At 29.7% G+C, this 18,487-nt stretch carries 16 protein-coding genes; 10 read left to right on the forward strand and 6 right to left on the reverse strand.

Annotation, left to right across the window (positions count from 1 at the left end):
- Positions 1 to 672: 672 nt before the first annotated feature.
- Positions 673 to 960, reverse strand: coding sequence for a GIY-YIG nuclease family protein (locus FHR24_RS08150; RefSeq protein ID WP_167186528.1), 288 nt, complete (start codon positions 958 to 960; stop codon positions 673 to 675).
- A 200-nt stretch (positions 961 to 1,160) separates the two neighbouring features.
- On the opposite strand from FHR24_RS08150, the gene ccoS reads away from it, so the two are divergent.
- From ccoS to FHR24_RS08180, 7 genes are all read left to right on the forward strand, one after another.
- Positions 1,161 to 1,319 carry a cbb3-type cytochrome oxidase assembly protein CcoS gene (gene ccoS, locus FHR24_RS08155; RefSeq protein ID WP_167186532.1) on the forward strand — a complete coding sequence of 53 codons (159 nt, stop codon included), beginning with the start codon at positions 1,161 to 1,163 and terminating at the stop codon, positions 1,317 to 1,319.
- A gap of 35 nt (positions 1,320 to 1,354) precedes the next feature.
- Complete coding sequence (gene ccoN / locus FHR24_RS08160; protein WP_167186535.1) at positions 1,355 to 3,526, forward strand: cytochrome-c oxidase, cbb3-type subunit I; 2,172 nt, start codon at positions 1,355 to 1,357, stop codon at positions 3,524 to 3,526.
- Between the two features lies 1 nt (position 3,527).
- Positions 3,528 to 3,695: a CcoQ/FixQ family Cbb3-type cytochrome c oxidase assembly chaperone gene (locus tag FHR24_RS15655; protein WP_243846518.1), complete on the forward strand. Its 168-nt coding sequence runs from the start codon at positions 3,528 to 3,530 to the stop codon at positions 3,693 to 3,695.
- Between the two features lie 10 nt (positions 3,696 to 3,705).
- Positions 3,706 to 4,563: a cbb3-type cytochrome c oxidase N-terminal domain-containing protein gene (locus tag FHR24_RS08165; RefSeq protein WP_167186538.1), complete on the forward strand. Its 858-nt coding sequence runs from the start codon at positions 3,706 to 3,708 to the stop codon at positions 4,561 to 4,563.
- Positions 4,564 to 4,577: 14 nt separating this feature from the next.
- Positions 4,578 to 6,002 carry a cytochrome c oxidase accessory protein CcoG gene (gene ccoG, locus FHR24_RS08170; protein WP_167186542.1) on the forward strand — a complete coding sequence of 475 codons (1,425 nt, stop codon included), beginning with the start codon at positions 4,578 to 4,580 and terminating at the stop codon, positions 6,000 to 6,002.
- A gap of 55 nt (positions 6,003 to 6,057) precedes the next feature.
- Positions 6,058 to 6,510 (forward strand): FixH family protein, encoded by a 453-nt coding sequence (locus FHR24_RS08175; RefSeq protein ID WP_167186545.1) that lies wholly within the window; start codon positions 6,058 to 6,060, stop codon positions 6,508 to 6,510.
- Positions 6,511 to 6,678: 168 nt separating this feature from the next.
- Positions 6,679 to 7,380 (forward strand): sulfite exporter TauE/SafE family protein, encoded by a 702-nt coding sequence (locus tag FHR24_RS08180; RefSeq protein ID WP_167186548.1) that lies wholly within the window; start codon positions 6,679 to 6,681, stop codon positions 7,378 to 7,380.
- A gap of 267 nt (positions 7,381 to 7,647) precedes the next feature.
- Here FHR24_RS08180 and FHR24_RS08185 read toward each other — a convergent pair whose 3' ends face one another.
- The 4 genes from FHR24_RS08185 to FHR24_RS08200 all read right to left on the reverse strand — a co-directional run bounded on the left by FHR24_RS08185 (position 7,648) and on the right by FHR24_RS08200 (position 14,843).
- Positions 7,648 to 9,585, reverse strand: a complete 1,938-nt coding sequence (locus tag FHR24_RS08185; RefSeq protein ID WP_167186551.1) for a hypothetical protein — start codon at positions 9,583 to 9,585, stop codon at positions 7,648 to 7,650.
- Between the two features lie 698 nt (positions 9,586 to 10,283).
- Positions 10,284 to 11,642: an oxygen-independent coproporphyrinogen III oxidase gene (hemN, locus tag FHR24_RS08190; protein ID WP_167186554.1), complete on the reverse strand. Its 1,359-nt coding sequence runs from the start codon at positions 11,640 to 11,642 to the stop codon at positions 10,284 to 10,286.
- Positions 11,624 to 13,429, reverse strand: a complete 1,806-nt coding sequence (locus FHR24_RS08195) for a hypothetical protein (protein ID WP_167186557.1) — start codon at positions 13,427 to 13,429, stop codon at positions 11,624 to 11,626. Before FHR24_RS08195 ends, hemN begins: the two co-directional genes overlap by 19 nt.
- Positions 13,430 to 13,583: 154 nt before the next feature.
- On the reverse strand, positions 13,584 to 14,843 hold the full coding sequence (locus tag FHR24_RS08200; RefSeq protein WP_167186560.1) for a T9SS type A sorting domain-containing protein: 1,260 nt from the start codon (positions 14,841 to 14,843) through the stop codon (positions 13,584 to 13,586).
- Between the two features lie 173 nt (positions 14,844 to 15,016).
- Here FHR24_RS08200 and FHR24_RS08205 point away from each other — a divergent pair, with 173 nt between their 5' ends.
- Positions 15,017 to 15,553 carry a YkgJ family cysteine cluster protein gene (locus FHR24_RS08205; RefSeq protein WP_167187008.1) on the forward strand — a complete coding sequence of 179 codons (537 nt, stop codon included), beginning with the start codon at positions 15,017 to 15,019 and terminating at the stop codon, positions 15,551 to 15,553.
- 4 nt (positions 15,554 to 15,557) lie between these two features.
- Positions 15,558 to 15,893, forward strand: coding sequence for a hypothetical protein (locus FHR24_RS08210; RefSeq protein ID WP_167186563.1), 336 nt, complete (start codon positions 15,558 to 15,560; stop codon positions 15,891 to 15,893).
- Here the strand turns inward: FHR24_RS08210 and FHR24_RS08215 are convergent.
- On the reverse strand, positions 15,890 to 17,092 hold the full coding sequence (locus FHR24_RS08215) for an exo-beta-N-acetylmuramidase NamZ family protein (RefSeq protein WP_208412303.1): 1,203 nt from the start codon (positions 17,090 to 17,092) through the stop codon (positions 15,890 to 15,892). The two genes, FHR24_RS08210 and FHR24_RS08215, sit on opposite strands and share 4 nt — an antisense overlap.
- Here FHR24_RS08215 and FHR24_RS08220 point away from each other — a divergent pair.
- Positions 17,092 to 18,327 (forward strand): ABC transporter permease, encoded by a 1,236-nt coding sequence (locus FHR24_RS08220; RefSeq protein ID WP_167186566.1) that lies wholly within the window; start codon positions 17,092 to 17,094, stop codon positions 18,325 to 18,327. The genes FHR24_RS08215 and FHR24_RS08220 overlap by 1 nt on opposite strands.
- The last annotated feature ends 160 nt before the right edge of the window (positions 18,328 to 18,487 follow it).

Genomic DNA, 18,487 nt, shown 5'->3' on the forward strand with positions numbered 1-18,487 from the left:
TTTAAAGTGTAATTGTCACTTCGAGTGTTTTCGGAATGCAATGGAGAAAAAGTATCGAGAAGTATTTTATACAAGTAAGTCTTGTTCTCGATACTTCTTTTACTTCCGTTTTACTACGGCAAAAAGAAACTCGAACTGACAGAATGGTTTTTTAAAGTGTAATTGTCACTTCGAGTGTTTTCGGAATGCAATGGAGAAAAAGTATCGAGAAGTATTTTATACAAGTAAGTCTTGTTCTCGATACTTTTTTTACTTTCGTTTTACTACAGCAAAAGAAACTCGAACTGACAGAATAGTTTTTTAAAGTGTAATTGTCACTTTGAGTGTTTTCGTAATGCAATGGAGAAAAAGTATCGAGAAGTATTTTATACAAGTAAGTCCTGTTCTCGATACTTTTTTTACTTCCGTTTTACTACAGCAAAAAGAAACTCGAACTGACAGAATGGTTTTTTAAAGTGTAATTGTCACTTCGAGTGTTTTCGTAATGCAATGGAGAAAAAGTATCGAGAAGTATTTTATACAAGTAAGTCTTGTTCTCGATACTTTTTTTACTTTCGTTTTACTACAGCAAAAGAAACTCGAACTGACATGAGTTCTTTTTATAAGTAAGACCTATTCTATAAACTTCTTAAAGTGAGTAAATACTCTCAAGTTGAAACAATATAAATGCCTTTATTCAAATTTTTTCTTAGCTAAATTGGGTAATTTCTCGTATTCATTATTAATTAAAGCTTGTTTCTTAACTTTAGACCATTTCTTAATTTGTTTTTCCTTTTCAATAGCAACTTCAACATTGGTAAAAGAACAATAGAAAACTAATTGTACAGGTAATCTTCTTGATGTATAACTATTAAAGTGTTTTGCTGCTTGATGCTCTTCAATTCTTTTATGCAAGTTGCTAGTGATCCCAGTGTAATAAGTTTTATCTGAGCATAATAAGATGTATACATGGTATTTCATAACATGTTAAATTTAAACAAATTATGATAAGTAAGTTCTCGATACAATTTTTCGTGCCTCAAAATTACTCGAACTGACAAGTTTTTTAGCTAACAGACCACCTTATAAACAAACACAAATACCTCAAAATTGCAAACTATGACAATAATCATTTTTTTGGTTTTATGATCACTATACTTTTGCAATTAAACTTAAGTATTATGGGAGTCATATACATTTTAATCATTGTAAGTCTTTTTGTAGCCATTGTTTTTTTAGCAGTTTTTTTCTTAGCTGTTAAAAAAGGACAATTTGAAGACAACGAAACACCTGCAATGAGAATTTTGTTTAATGATGTTGTTGCTCATAAAAAAGAGTAAAATTCCAACTAAAACAATAATTGAACAACTAATTTATGGAAAAAGAACAATTTTATTATGACAACAAAGTCGTAAAGAAATTTATTTACGCAACCATGTTCTGGGGTCTAATAGGAATGACTGTAGGACTTTTATTAGCTTTACTATTTATATTTCCTGAGCTTACACAAGGTGTTTCTTGGCTAAGTTTTGGTAGGTTAAGACCTTTGCACACCAATGCTGTAATTTTTGCATTTGTAGGGAATGCAATGTTTGCCGGTATTTACTATTCTTTACAACGTTTGCTAAAGGCTAGAATGTATAGCGATTTATTAAGTAAAATTAATTTTTGGGGATGGCAAGCTATCATTGTAGCTGCCGCTATAACATTACCCATGGGACTGTCTACTAGTAAGGAATATGCTGAGTTAGAATGGCCTATAGATATTGCCATAGCGTTAATATGGGTTGTATTTGGTATTAACATGATTGGTACTATTTTAAAAAGAAGAGAACGTCATTTATATGTAGCTATTTGGTTTTATTTAGGAACTTTTGTTACCGTAGCAGTTTTACATATTTTTAACAGTTTGGCTTTGCCTGTTTCTTTAACAAAAAGTTATTCTGTATATGCAGGAGTGCAAGATGCCTTAGTACAGTGGTGGTATGGACACAATGCTGTAGCGTTCTTTTTAACCACTCCATTTTTAGGGTTGATGTATTATTTTGTACCCAAAGCAGCAAACAGACCAGTATATTCTTATAGATTGTCTATTGTACACTTTTGGTCTTTAATATTTATTTATATCTGGGCAGGACCTCACCACTTATTATACACTGCATTGCCAGATTGGGCACAAAATTTAGGAGTTGCTTTTTCTGTAATGTTAATAGCTCCATCTTGGGGAGGTATGATAAACGGATTGTTAACCTTAAGAGGTGCTTGGGATAAAGTAAGAACAGAACCTGTATTAAAATTTATGGTGGTTGCTATTACAGGATATGGTATGGCAACGTTTGAAGGACCTATGTTGTCTTTAAAAAGCATCAATGCAATTGCACACTTTTCTGACTGGATTATTGCTCACGTACACGTGGGAGCTTTAGCGTGGAATGGGTTTTTAGCTTTTGGTATGATTTATTGGTTGGTACCTGTACTGTTTAAAACAAAACTACATTCTATTAAATTGGCAAATATTCACTTTTGGTTAGGTACATTAGGTATTATTCTGTATGCTTTTCCAATGTATGTTGCAGGGTTTGTACAAGCATCTATGTGGAAACAATTTAATCCTGATGGAACTTTAGTTTATGGTAACTTTTTAGAAACGGTAACACAAATTATTCCAATGTATTGGATGCGTGCTATTGGAGGTAGTATGTACATTGTTGGTGCATTTGTAATGTTGTACAATGTCATTATAACAGTTAAAAAAGGAGCTGAAGTAGAAGATGATTTTACAGAAGCTGCACCTTTACAAAGAGTGAAAAAAGGAAGATTGTTAGGAGAAACTTGGCATCAAAAATTAGAAAGAAAACCGGTACAGTTAACCATTTTAGCAACCGTGGCTATTTTAATAGGGGGGATTGTACAAATTATACCAACCTTAATGGTAGAATCTAACATTCCAACTATTAGTAGTGTTAAACCTTATACTCCTTTAGAATTAGAAGGTAGAGATTTATATATACGTGAAGGTTGTGTAGGTTGTCACTCGCAAATGGTTCGTCCTTTCCGTTCAGAAGTAGAACGTTATGGAGAGTATTCTAAAGCAGGAGAATTTGTATACGATCATCCATTTTTGTGGGGATCTAAAAGAACAGGGCCAGATTTACATAGAGTAGGAATGAAATACTCTGACAGCTGGCACTTTAATCACATGTTAGATCCACAAAGTACCTCACCAGGTTCTATAATGCCACCTTACGCTTGGTTGTTAAAAAATAAGTTGGATAAGAGTGATACAGAGAAAAAGTTAAAAGCAATGGCAACATTAGGTGTTCCTTATACCGAGTTTGAAATTGCAAGTGCTCAAAAAAATATGGATGCACAAGCAGATATAATTGCAGATAATTTAACACAAGATCCTTCTTTTGTAGAAAGTTACGAAACTGCACAAGCAGAAGCAAAAGCTGCGGGTAAAGAGTTTGTACCTATTCAGGAAAGAGAAATTGTAGCGTTAATTGCATACTTACAAAGATTAGGAACTGATATAAAAACAAAATAAGATGTTAAAATTTATAAAAAACCACATGGTAAGTATTGAGGGAATAGAAATATACCCAATGATATCACTAACCATCTTTTTTGTGTTTTTTTCCCTTTTGTTTTTATGGGTATTTAAAGCCAAAAAAGACTACTTAAAAAAAGTAAGCAATTTACCATTTGAATCATAAAGACGGAACTATGAATAAAAATAAACAAATAATAGGCTTTGTAATTATAAGTATAATTGTAGGGCTTGGAATAGAATTGATGTTGCCGTCAGGTAACGGATACAGTTCATTAATCGCATTAAAAATAACTTTATACTTAGTTTTTGTAGGGGTATTTTTTAGTGGGAGGTATGTGGTAACAAAGATGAATAATTTGTATTTGTCATTGTCATCAAAAGAAGATCAAGAAAAATTTTATGCTGATAAAAAAGCAAATAACATTGATTGGACAAGTTGGAGCAGTATCGTAAAAGGGATGTCTGATGTTAAACCTATTGAAGAAGAAAGTGATATTATTTTAAATCACGATTTTGATGGAATTAGAGAGCTAGATAACAATTTACCGCCTTGGTGGTTGTATGGTTTTTATATGACAATTGTTTTTGCTTTTGGATACATAATCTATTACCATGTATTAGATGGAGACACACAAAAAGAAGAATATTTACAAGAAGTTGCTATGGCTAAAAAACAAATTGCTGCTTATGAGGCTACTCAAGAAAAAGTAGATTTAACAGCTTTGGTTAGTGGAGGTGATAATTCGGAAGGTAAAAAATTGTTTAAAAAGAATTGTGCTGTTTGTCATGCTGTAGATGGTGGAGGTAAAATAGGTCCCAATTTAACAGATGAATATTGGCTTTTAGGTGGAGGTATAGAAAATGTATACAACACTATTGCAGAAGGAGGTAGACCAGGAAAAGGGATGATTGCGTGGAAAAATAGTTTTAGTCCGCAAAAATTACAACAATTGTCTGCCTATGTAATTAGTTTACAAGGCACCACACCATCGTCACCAAAAGAACCACAAGGAGATTTATATAAAGAATAATAGTTGTTTTAGTTATGGGAGAAGGTAACAAAGAGGTTTTTAGAGACTCCATTTCAACAATCGATGAACAAGGGAAACGTTCATGGATTTATCCGAAAAAGCCAAAGGGGAAGTTCTATACATATAGGACTTGGCTTAGTGTGTTTCTGTTGATCATTTTGTTATCGGCTCCCTTTATAAAATTAAACGGAAATCAGTTGTTTTTGTTTAATGTACTAGAAAGAAAATTTAACATTTTTGGATTTCCATTTTGGCCACAAGATTTTTATCTATTGGTAATTTCGATGCTGGTAGGAGTGGTGTTTATTATTTTATTCACCGTTATTTATGGTCGTGTTTTTTGTGGATGGATTTGTCCGCAAACTATTTTCTTAGAAATGGTTTTTAGAAAAATAGACTATTGGATAGAAGGAGACAAAGGAGCACAAAAAAGATTGGCAAAACAAGAATGGAATGCCGATAAAATTAAAAAGAGAGTTTTTAAACACAGTCTTTACCTACTTATTTCTTTTATAATTTCTAACGTATTTTTAGCATATATTATTAGTAGTGATGTGCTTCTTAAAATTATAGTAGAACCTGTTTCTGAGCATATTGGTGGTTTTATTAGTATCTGGATTTTTACAGGAGTTTTCTATTTTATATTTTCTTGGTTTAGAGAGCAAGTTTGTATTATTGCTTGTCCTTATGGACGATTACAAGGTGTTTTGTTAGATAACAAATCTATTATTGTAGCGTATGATTATATTAGAGGAGAGTCAAAAAAAGGAAGAGCTAAGTTTAGAAAAAACGAGAACAGAGCAGATGAAGGTAAAGGAGCTTGTATAGACTGTGATCAGTGTGTAGAGGTTTGCCCAACAGGTATAGATATTAGAAACGGTACACAATTAGAGTGTGTAAACTGTACGGCTTGTATGGATGCTTGTGATTTTATGATGAAAAAAACCAATCAGCCAGAAGGATTGATTCGTTATGCTTCTGAAGAAAACATAGAAAAAAATGAACCTTTTGAATTTACATTAAGAATTAAAGCATATACTGCTATTTTAGTAGTGTTGGTTGTTGTTTTGGTTAGTTTATTAACCATTAGAACTAGTGTACAGGCTAATTTCTTTAGAGTTCCTGGAGAGCTGTTTCAAATAAAAGAAAATAGAAATATTAGCAATGTTTATACGTATAAATTGGTGAATAAAACGAGTAATGATGTAGACTCATTATCTTTTAAACTATTATCGCACACTAGCGGAATTATTAAGTTGGTAGGAACAGACCACTTGTTATTAAAAACACAATCTATTTTTGAAGGAACTATTTTTATAGAAATTCCACAGGCAGATTTAGAGGATAGTAATGAAACTATTAAAATAGGTGTTTATAAAAATGGAGAAGAAATAACCACAACCAAAACACATTTTTTAAGTCCAAAACACAGTTGGTAAACAAGTAATTTAATTGATTTTTAAATGAATTGTTGAATCGCAAAAAACAAACAAAATGAAAATAAACTGGGGAACAAGTATTGTGTTGGCTTTTGTAGCCTTTATAGTGTTTATCTTATTTTTTGTAGTAAAAACATTTACACAACCGGCATATGAATATGATTTGGTTTCGGAAGAATATTACCAAGATGAATTAGAGTTTCAACAAACAATAAACAATTCTGAGAACGCATCTGTTTTAGGAGAAAATGTGATTTTTGATAAAAAAAACAATCAATTTGTAATTACCATTCCTAACAAAAAGAAAGATGTAATTAATGGTTTTATTAAGTTTTACAGACCATCTAATGAAAAATTAGACTTTAGTGAAATTTTAAATTCTGAAGAAAACACAATAGTTTTTACAGATAAACAATTGGTAAAGGGAAGATGGAATGTTATGGTTACTTGGTCTTATCAAGGAAATCCATCTGAAGTTTTTTATAAAAAAGAATCTTTTTATTTTTAGTTTTCCATATATCCTGAACAAGTTCTATATACTAAAACTGACAGTTGGGTTTAATGTTAATTTATTTATAGAGAATTTTTTTCTATTGAAAAAAGAATTTTAAGAAGTAATCACGAAATAAAATTTAGTATTGATAATAAATAGTACTTAAAAATTAAGTTCCTAAATATGTTTATATCTGCCTTTATATTTGGTTTGTTAAGTAGTTTGCACTGCGTTGGTATGTGTGGACCTATTGCTTTTGCATTGCCGGTACACAAGGGTAGTAAAAGCGATAAATGGAAAAAAATTATAGCTTATCACTTAGGAAGGTTGTTTACCTATGCTGCTATTGGAGCAATATTTGGTTTATTTGGTAGAGCTTTTGTTTTGGCAGGTTTACAACAAATGTTGTCTATAGTTACTGGAGTTGTTTTAATTGTAATTGCTCTATTTCAAAAAAAGATATTAAATGCTTTAGAACAAAAAACGTCTTCTAGTGTTGTTGGTTTTATCAAACAAGGATATCAAAAAATTGCAAAATCTAGCAGTATTGCTAACTTTTTTAGTCTGGGAGCTTTAAATGGATTGTTACCTTGTGGTACTGTTTATATTGCTTTAATTGGAGCTATTGCAACTCAAAATTTACTATCAGGTAGTTTTTATATGCTTGTGTTTGGTTTGGGTACCGTTCCTTTAATGTTGGTGTTAATGGGGGCAAAAATAGCTAGTACAGTTAAATTTAGAACTGTTTTTAGAAAAGCTGTTCCGGTTATGTTATTAATTGTAGGAAGCTTATTTATTTTAAGAGGTATGGGCTTAGGAATTGCTTTTATCTCTCCTACAGATATGAGTTTACAAGTACAGTTGGTGCCTGTGGGATGTCATTAATCTATTTATTGTTAGTGATTATCTTCTACAAACCAATTTTTTGGTGACTAGAAATCATGTTCGTATTGTTACATTAAACAGAAACCCTTATTTAACGTAGTGTCCCATAAGGGGGGAGATGTGTTATCTCGTAATGAATTGGATTTCATTTTTCGTAAAATTCAATCATTATTTTCTAATATTTCATACTGTCCTATAAGTTTATAAAAACATTTTATTTACGATTAACTTTAATTAATAATAGTTAGGAAAATAAGGTATAAAAGTTTATTCTTGATATAAATATATTAACAAATCATCTTCAATTTTTATTAAGAGTAGTATAAGTAACTTTAGTAATTTGTAATAATTTGATTCATGTTGTAACTCAGAATCACCATTGGTTCCATGAACATATTTATTTCTTAAATCTAGTCCATTTGTGAACATTGATTTATTTAAGTAATAATTAAAATATTTAATCTCTTCTTCTGAAAGAAGAGAGTTTCCAAATCGGATAATTTGTTTCTTTTCTAAATCTAAGAATTCATTCTGTGTGGTCTCTGAATAATGTTCAAAACAAATGACCTCATTGTAATATAGTTGACCTATTGTGTAGATTATAGAATAATTGCCAAATAATATGTTGTTTTCGCTATCTAAAGATAAATATCCTTCTTGAATTAATTTGTCAATATCTTTTTTTCGATAATCTGTGTATAATTCATAATTCACCTTTTCATAATATAATAATCCATAAAAATTTTTGTATTTCCTATTAAAAGAATTAATATAGATGAGTGACGATATTTTAGAGAAGAAATAGTGCTGAATTTTTTTTACTTCATTGTTGTTTTTATTTAAATAGATGTATTTTTTTGATTTTAAGCTTAATATATTTTCAATTTTTACGGGAACGGAACTAAATTTCAAAAAATCTTGATCGATTGTATTTGTTTTTACATACGAATTATATTGACGTAAAAGATGTTCTATTTCAGGAGCTAACATTCTGTTTTTTTCTAAATAGCTTGTGTCTGGGGAAGAAAATTTAAACTCTAAATTATTTAACCCTAAATTATTGATTAGGTTGTCATTAATAAATGACGTAATTATTAATTCAATATTTGAATTAATAGAGTTTTTTAGATAATTATCATAAGCTCTTATTTGTAGATTAGAAATGTATTCTTTTTTTACAAAAGCAAAATTATCTGAACTATATGTATGTTTAGATTTAAGTCCTAAAAAATCCATAGAATTTAACTCATGGTCTCTCTGAGTCAATGTAATTCTTTTATGAAAGTCGGTATAGTTAAAAGGGGTTATAAAATTGTATAATCTAGTATAATCTTTTCTTTGTTTATTGAAAAATTTTGAACTGTAAATGTATTCATATAATCCGTTGACTTCCTTTTTGATTACTGGCTCTTCTTGATCAAGAGAGATACAGACTTGAAATCTTGTGTTAGAAGTATAACCTTTTTTGTTTTCAAAAAAATCATCATTTATTTTTTTGAAAATTTTCTTTGCCTTGTATCTTATTTCATCAGTTATATATAGTTGATTAGACTTTTTAGAATTTATTATAAGGTTTAGATAATTTGTATTAGGGGCTGGATTGTCTAGGTATTTTGATATTATTTCATTTTTATCGTGAATACTCAATGATTTAGGAACATAAAGTTTAGGTGTATTTCTTAGTTTATTTTCTTCATATTCAGATAATAATAATTCAGTAGTTTCTTTGTGTGATATGAGATGATTTTTTATTTCTTTTTCAAAGTGTTCAACAATATTCTTATATTCAAGAATATTTATGCATACATTTTCTGTTTTTAATATCTCTATAAAAACACTTTTAGATAACCTTTTATAAATTGCATATTTACTCAATAAGGAAATAAAAATAGATTTATAATCAAATTCAAGTTGATTAATAAAAATAGTTACATTGTCATTGTTAACTTCAATACAAAACCGAGTAATATCTTTTTTTAGATTACTGACTATTCTATTAAGTTTTTTAATCTTTTCTGTGCTCCAAGATTTTAAATAAATTTCGTTATCGAAATATAGTGTTATGCAATAAAACTCTAGAATATCGATAACTCCTTTTATTTCTGTGTTATCACCATAGTTATTTAATTTTTTTTCAGCTAATAATAAATTATCTTCAGATAATGAATCATCATTTGAATAATAAACAACCCTGTTAATTTCCATAATATGCTCTTTTTTTAAATAATCAATTTTTCAATAAATATTAATTACATTTTAAGAGGTCCTTTTGTGTTGCTTTGTAGCTGACCACCTTCTCTAGCAATTAGATTTTTATAAGTAGTTATGAAAGAAATTTCCTTTTCAAAAACATGGATACCATTAGAGTTTTTATCAGTTGTTTTGAATCTACCGTTATTTCTAATTAATAGTAGGTAATCTTTTTCACATTTAACAATCTCTACTTCTGAGACGTTTGGAGTTGGTTTTTTATAAGGACGGTCTTTTGTTCCTACAATTATGAGTTACCTGTTATGGTAACCTATTTTATTACACTTAACGATGTCTAGTATTTCTAATTTTTCTTTTCTCATTCCTGTTTATTATGTGGTAACTAATTTTAATATGTATTTTACAAACTACACACAAAGGTTCCGCATGCACTTCTCCCAATATCTAGCAAACTTTTAAATATAACAAAAACTTTAGAAAGAACTAAACTCGTACTAATTTTTGTAAATCTTGACTTTTAACATATGTATTCATCAGATAGATACTATCTAGTCTGTTATCAAAGATCGCACTGTCATAAATTTGGTTGTATTATACTTGTTTAGGATTAGTTCTTAATATCTTAAGAACTAATTTTTTTGAGGATTATATCTAAAAAAAACTCTCTATAATTATTATAGAGAGTTTTTTGTTTACACGGTTTTAGAAAATTGCATTTTTGCATTGGGATTTAAGTATTGATCTATGGCCATACAAATATTCCTAATAAATGGTTTTCCTTTTGGTGTTACTTTTATTTGAGAATCAGAAACGGTTACCAGACCATCGTTTACCAACGGAAACATTTTTAAAGGAGCTTTTTCTAGAGCTTTACTGTGTAAGGTTTTGTCGTCCCATTTGGTTTCGTAATGGCACATAAGATTTAAAATATGTTGTCTAATGATTAAATCTTCATCGGTTAAAATATGACCTTTAGAAATAGGAAATATTTGATTGTTTACCAAGGATTGATATTCTTCTATGTTTTTTACATTCTGATAAAAACCATTCCAACTATCACCAATAGACGAGGTTCCTAAACCAATCATTACGTCTGTTTTGGCATGGGTGTAGCCCATAAAGTTTCTGTGTAATGTTTTTTGTTCTAAAGCTTTGTATAGGCTATCTGTGGTTAAAGAAAAATGATCCATTCCTATGTTTTGATATCCAAAATCTAACAATCGAGATTTTCCAACTTCATACATCATTAATTTGTCTTTACCATCGGGTAAATTTTCTTCGGAATATCCTCTTTGTCCATTTCCTTTTAACCAGGGCACATGTGCATAACTATAAAAAGCAATTCTGTCTGGAGCTAATTCTTTGGTTTTTTCTATGGTATATTCTACGTTTTCTAGAGTTTGAAAAGGCAATCCGTAAATAATATCGTGCCCTATAGAAGTGTATCCAATTTCTCGAGCCAATTCTGTAACTTGTTTTACTTTGCTAAAAGGTTGAACTCTGTGTATTGCTTCTTGTATGGTTATGTTATAATCTTGCACACCAAAAGATACTCTTCTAAAACCTAAATCAAATAAAGTTTGTAAATGTTCTTTAGTGGTGTTGTTAGGATGTCCTTCAAAACTAAATTCATAATCATCTGCTAAATGAGAAGTATTGATAATACAGGTTAGCAAATAATTTAAATTTTCGGGACTAAAAAAGGTAGGAGTACCACCACCAATGTGTAATTGTTTAATAATTGGCTTTTCATCAAATAAATTTAAATACAAAGACCATTCTTTTAAAACTGCTTTTATATAAGGAGATTCTACTTCGTGTTTTTTAGTAATACGTTTGTTACAACCACAAAAAGTACACATGCTTTCGCAAAAAGGCAGATGTATATAAACACTAATACCTTCGGTTTTATTAGTACTGTTAAAGGTTTCTAACAACTTATCCTTCCAGGTAGTTAGTCTAAAATCTTGAACATTCCAATGTGGAACAGTAGGATAACTAGTGTATCTTGGACCAGGAACGTTGTACTTGTTTATGAGGTTAATATCCATTTTTCTTTATTTTTTTTTAATTGTAGTTGCAATTGTAAAACTTGTTGATGTTTTAGAGAAAGCTCTTTTAAAACGACAGAGTTTTTTGAGGTTATATTTTTCCAAGTGAAGGTAAATAAACCTTGATAATAAGAAATTCCTTGTAATAAATTGTTAGAAAATTTTGTCAACGATTTTTCTTGTTGCACGTTGATAGCTTCTGTTAAATCGGTTATTTGCTCCGATAAATAATCTACATACATATTTAATTCTTTGATAAACATATGAGGCCTATGCTTGTTACTTATCAAATTTATTTTACCGTAAATATGTTCTATCATATTTGTTAGGCTTACTTTTTTATCAAAATAGGCTAGGTTAGGACCCGGACAAACAGAGACACCTGTTCCCTCGGTTTTGGTATCTATATTGTATTTTAAAAGTGCCGAGGTTCCTAAACCTACACAAATACAAGATTTTTCGGTAACCTTATTTATTTCTTTGTCTCGTTGTACGTTGTTTAATTCTGCGTTGTTTTCTAATTGCTTAATTTTTAAGTATTGATATTCTCTAGAGGCAATGCACAGTCCTTCTTTTTTAAACTCTGTATTAAGAGCAACATGTTTTTTAGGACAAGCACTACCGGGTCTATTTTTATATATGTTTTCTGCTTTTTTAAGATCTTTAGTGTTTCCTCTTAAATTGTTAAAACGAATACCCAATGGAGAAATATTACTTAAATAAATATCTTTTTCTTTTGCAAGTGCTAATTGTGTTAGAGTATGGCTGTCTACAGTTGTAGCTTCTGGAACCAATAAAAAAGGTGATCCCCAACCAATAGAATCTAACTTGTAATTGTGTAACAAAAATTGATGTTCATCTGAAGTTCCTACACCTCCTTGTGCTGAAATTTTTAGTGTAGGTTTATTTAAATAAACCTTTTTCCCTTTTAACTCTAAAGCCTTGGTAAATAACTCATATGTAGTACTGTATAGCACTTCTTTATTTGTTTTAAATTCTTCTAACACAGGTCCCATTAAAAAACCATCAGTAGCAAAGGCATGACCACCACAATTTAATCCAGACTCTATTCTATATTCCGAAACCCACAATCCTTTTTTTGCTAAGTATTTTCCTTGAATAATAGCAGATCTATAATCACTTACCTTTAGGATAATTTTTTTGATGATTTCTCCATTTTCATTTGGATAAAAATCATTAAAAGACTCTAAATAATTATATAGTCTAGGATTCATACCTGCAGAAAATACAATAGATGATTTTAGGTTAGATTTTGCATAACCTCTTAAAGCTGCATGTGCATCATTAAACTCAATAGGTAAGGCTTCTTTATTTATGTAATTAGTCTTGTCTACCTTGGTCATAATATTTACATCTATGGACCCTTGTACTAAATTGTTTTCTAGTAAAGATTTTACTTCGTGCAAATTTGTACTGTTCTGTAACCTTTGTTTTAAGTTAGATTCTGGGAGATGTTCTGTGTATTCTTTAAATAAATTTGATTCTAAAGAAGTGATGTTTTTTATCTTATTTATTTTTTTCTGAATCAACTCATCCATCAAATTTAAATAGGCTGTAATCCTTAAAGCTCTATAATCAACGGTTCTGTCACTAATTTCTATATATTTAATATGGTTATTTTCAGAATAGTATTTTCTTAGTTTTTCTAATAAAATATCATCTACTAAAGAAATAACAGAATCAATTCCATAAGCTGCAATTTTTAAAGGAGTATCTGCTGTATAGCCAATTCCCATAACGGGAATATGAAATGTATGTTTTTCCATAAGTTTTATGATTAGATGTTATAACACAAAAGTATGGGCAAACTAAGTAGGGAAAAATGATAATTGTCACGTGAAGTATATGACCACAAAAAAAGCTGTTAAAAATAAATTTAACAGCTTTTAAAGAATAGGTAATTATTGAATATGTCTATTCTTAGTTTTTAATTACTTTTTTAATCAATTGATTTCTTGTTTGTAAGAAATAAATTCCTTGTGGTAAATCAGAAATATTGATTGTGTTAGCAGCTTTTACTGTTTTTACAACTTGTCCTAAAACATTAGATATAATAATATCTCCATTAATTTTAGAAATGTCAGAAATATTAATTTCTCCTGTTGTTGGGTTAGGATATACAGTTACGTTTTTAAAAGTTTTTGATGAGCTACTTAAGGTTGTAGATGTAGTTTGTTTAACTTCATCAATATATCTAACTAAAGGAGTAGCAGTTGATCTACCTCCGTTGTCATACCAAAAATCTAAACGTGTAATAGAGTTACTGTTTATATAACTAGAGATATCCCATGAGATTGGAATCCATGTTGTTAAATCTGTAGCAGTATAACTTTGATCTATATCTGCAACAGTTGTTCCTCCATCTCTAATTCTAAGTGTAAATGTACCCGTTCCAGTTTCTCCAGGTAAAAATAATAAGCTAATATATTCTCCGTTGTTAGAGTCCAAAGCCGTGGTTGCCATAAACGGATAGTGATAGTTTTCTGTAGTGGCACTTTCTGTAATCTTTAAAACATTTGAGCTGCTATTCCCTGTAGTTCCAGATGGAATTGTAGCAACTTCTATTGATAAATTGGCATTATCTCCATTGTTTTGAACACCTAAATCATCTGGTGTTCCAGATTCAAAATCTTCTGCAAAAGCAGGTCCAGGCAACGGAGTAGGTGTTGCACTGTTGCTAAACTCAATTCTAGTAATTTGAATTTCGTGTAAATCTGATCCTGTATTGTTTCTTCTAGGATACAAATGAAAAGCCCCAATAGTTCCGCTCCACCATGTAAAACTAGTTGCGTTTATTGTTTTAACTTCAAAATCTGTAGAGTTTATGTTAATAGGGTTGTTGTTTCCGCTATAGTCTACACCGTTACTAGCTTCAAACCTTAACTGATCATTACCATCACCTATAGAATTATCTCCAGCTCCGTTAGAATCTGATAAGTTTTTGTAAAAAAAGTGAATGTATTTGTTGGTATCTGCATTAACACTAATGTTTGGGTTGCTTACTTTGGCAATCAAACTTTCATCTGTAGGAACAATACTTAAATATCCGTTTGCAACAGTTGCTGTACAATTGGTAGTTCCTGTAAATCCTTCAAAATCACCATCGGTGTTAAAATCAAAAATTTGTGCAGAACATAAACTAGTCGTTAATGTTATTGCTAAAAGTAATTTTTTTATCATAATAATTTAGTTTATAAATGTGTGATAAAATTACCTTAGACACTAGTAAAAGAAATGTAACATATGTTTTATAGCTTGTAACATATGGGTTTGTATTAATTATTGTAGATTATTTATTCAATAAGCATAATTTGTCTTTTTCAAAACCGTATTTTTGCCATATGAGTGATAAGATGCAAGCCATAATAAACGAGTTACCTAATAAACTTTTTAAAGCTAGAAAAGAAAACATTTCTTATTTTAAAAGATTAAAAAAGAGAGCTCCTAAAAACATAGATTATATAGTACAAGATTTACACGACAAAGAGTTTGAAAAAACAGACTGTTTAACTTGTGGAAATTGTTGTAAAACTACGAGTCCTATGTTTTTTCCTAAGGATATAGAAAGAGCTGCTAAGTTTTTAAGAATTAAGGAGCAAAAGTTTATGGAAACTTATTTGGAGCGTGATGAAGACGATTGCTATGTGTTAAAATCTGCTCCTTGTACCTTTTTAGATGAAAGAGACAATATGTGTATGATTTATGAAGCAAGACCTAAAGCTTGTGCAGAATATCCGCATACCAATAGAAAAAAGTTTACCCAATTAACAGATTTAACGTTAAAAAACGCAGAAATTTGTCCTGCTGCTTATAATATTATAGAGACTTTAAAACAAGTAGTTCCAATGTCTACGGATTCTACTAGTGAAAAATTTAGAAAATATAAATAGTATAATGATTCTAAGAGCTTCTAAGTTTTTTGGGTTTTGTTATGCAGATGAAATTGCTGAGAGAGAATTTTTTGCAAAGAATTTTAATGTAAGTTTTAAAGACAATACAGCTATATTTTCTTTTGAATTTATGAGAGGACTAGATATTGATATTATTAAATTAAACAGTACAAATTTTACTTTTTTTGAAATAGAAGATGTTTATTTAAAAAACAAATTAATTTCTTTTTTAACAGAATTTCCTCAAACAAAAAAACTAATCCTTACTATACAAGGAATGGAGAAATCTATAAAACACTTAAAACTAACACACAAAGGGTTTGTTATTAAATTGGTTTAAGGATAGATTAAATATTTTTTTCTAATCAATTTAAAAGCTTCAATATCTTTTTTCCAACTATTTTCTATTTCTTTAGTTGTTAGTCCTTTTTTTAATTGATGTTCTAAAATAGTATCTCCTGCATGAATGGTAAAGGTCTTTCCAAAGAATTTTTCTTTGTTTGGGTATTTTGTATACGCATCTACCAACCATTTTATAGATACCTTAGATTGTTTGGGATTTGTACTTAAATCAACCCCATAACATACCTTATTTTGATCTTTAGGATATTTGCTCCCAAAATTGGTTTTTGGAGTGTAGCTAAAATCAGATTTTGGAAATAAAGAACTTCCATATCGTTGAAATTGAAATTCAGTTCCTCTACCAGCATTTATAGGAGTTCCTTCAAAAAAACCTAAACTAGGATACAGATTTATAGAAGTGTCATTTGGTAAATTAGGCGAGGGTCTTATAGGTAAATGATAAGATGTTGTATGGGTATAATTTTTTAGTGAAATTACTGTTAAATCACACTGAATGCCGTTTGCCAACCATTTTTCTCCATTAATCATTGTAGCATACTCTCCAATAGTCATTCCGTAGACCAAAGGAACAGGGTGCTTTCCTACAAAAGAGCTGTGTTTAGGGTGTAGTATAGGTCCATCTACATAATGTGCGTTAGGATTGGGTCTGTCTAACACTAACACTGGGATTTTATTTTCTGCACAAGCTTCTAAAACATAATGCAAAGTAGATATATACGTATAAAAACGCACTCCCACATCTTGAATGTCAAAAACAACTAAATCAATATTTTTTAAATCGCTATTGGTGGGTTTTTTATGTTTTCCGTACAAAGAAATAATAGGCAATCCTGTTTTGTAATCCATACCACTGGCAACATGCTCTGCAGCATCAGCTTTTCCTCTAAATCCGTGTTCTGGCGAAAAGACTTTTGTAACCTTAATATTCATTTGTAAGAGAGAATCTACTAAATGTGTATGTCCTTTTTTATGAAAAATAACAGATGTTTGATTGGCAACCACTCCAATTTTTTTTCCTTTTAAAAAGGAAATATAACTTTTAGTATTATTAGCACTTATAATAACACCTGTTTTTGTGGTATTATTTTGACCTTTGCAAGATGATAAAAATGCAAATGAGAAAAATACAAGAATTAAAAATGTATTTTTGGGAACCAATTTAAAGGATAACAACATTGAGTTTCGAATTATTTATAGCAACAAGATTAACCAAATCTAAAGAATATAAAAATAGTATATCATCTCCAATAATAAAAATAGCAATATCGGCTATTGCATTGGGAATAATTATGATGTTGGTTTCTATTGCTACGGGAATTGGTTTACAAAGAAAAATTAGAGAAAAAGTTGCAGGATTTAATGGTCATGTAGTGATTAGTAATTTTGATAACAATCAATCTAAAACCACACAAAAACCAATTAGTAATATTCAAAATTTTTATCCAAAATTTACAGATGTAGAAGGGGTAAAACATATTCAGGTCTTTGCAACCAGACCAGGAATTATTAGAACAGAAACCGATTTTGAAGGAATTGTATTAAAAGGAGTAGGAACAGATTACGATTGGACTTTTTTTAACGAATATTTAGTAGCAGGTAAGGTACCTGTTTTTACAAATAAAACTTCTAATGATGTATTAATTTCCAAGTTAATTTCTGATAGAATGCAATTAAAAGTAGGAGATAAGTTTGATACTTTTTTTGTGAAAGAGAATTCTAATTCTTTACCCAGTAGACGTGTTTTTAACGTAGTAGGTATTTATGATTCTGGTTTTGAGGAGTTTGATAAGAGCTTGTTAATAGGGGATTTAAGGCAAGTACAACGTTTAAATAAATGGGAAACAGATCAAGTAGGAGGATTTGAAGTTTTTATTGATAATTTTGATGATATTGATAGCGCTTCGAAAAAAATATATCAAGCTATAGATGCTACTTTAGATAGTAGAAATTTGTTTGAGCAATATCCCCAAATTTTTGAATGGTTGCGTTTGTTTGATGGAAATATAGCGGTGATAATTATTATTATGATTGTGGTAGCAGGTATTAATATGATTACTGCATTGTTGGTTTTAATTTTAGAAAGAACACAATTAATAGGAGTTTTAAAAACCTTAGGAGCTAATAGTTGGTCTGTAAGAAAAATATTTTTGTACAATGCTTCTTATATAATAGGACGAGGTTTGTTAATAGGAAATTTAGTAGGATTGTTTTTATTGTTTTTACAATATCAGTTTGAGTTTATCACCTTAGATCCTAAAAATTACTATGTACACGTAGCACCGGTATATATAACAGTATATCAGGTTCTTTTGTTAAACATAGGTACTTTGTTGTTGTGTTTGTTAATGATGTTAATTCCTTCTATAATCATTACCAAAATAGATCCTGCAAAATCTGTGAAATTTTCATAAAAAAACCTTCAGTTGGGGAACTGAAGGTTTTTTAACTAACTAAACTTAAACTATACTAAATTCGAAAAAATTATTTTTCTAACTAACTATAATAGTATTTACAAGTACTGTGCCAAAAACTATTACTGAGTTTATAATTTTAAGAAAGTATTTATTTTAG

Origin of the sequence: Wenyingzhuangia heitensis (genome assembly GCF_011762155.1) — a bacterium.
GTDB classification, from domain to species: domain Bacteria; phylum Bacteroidota; class Bacteroidia; order Flavobacteriales; family Flavobacteriaceae; genus Wenyingzhuangia; species Wenyingzhuangia heitensis.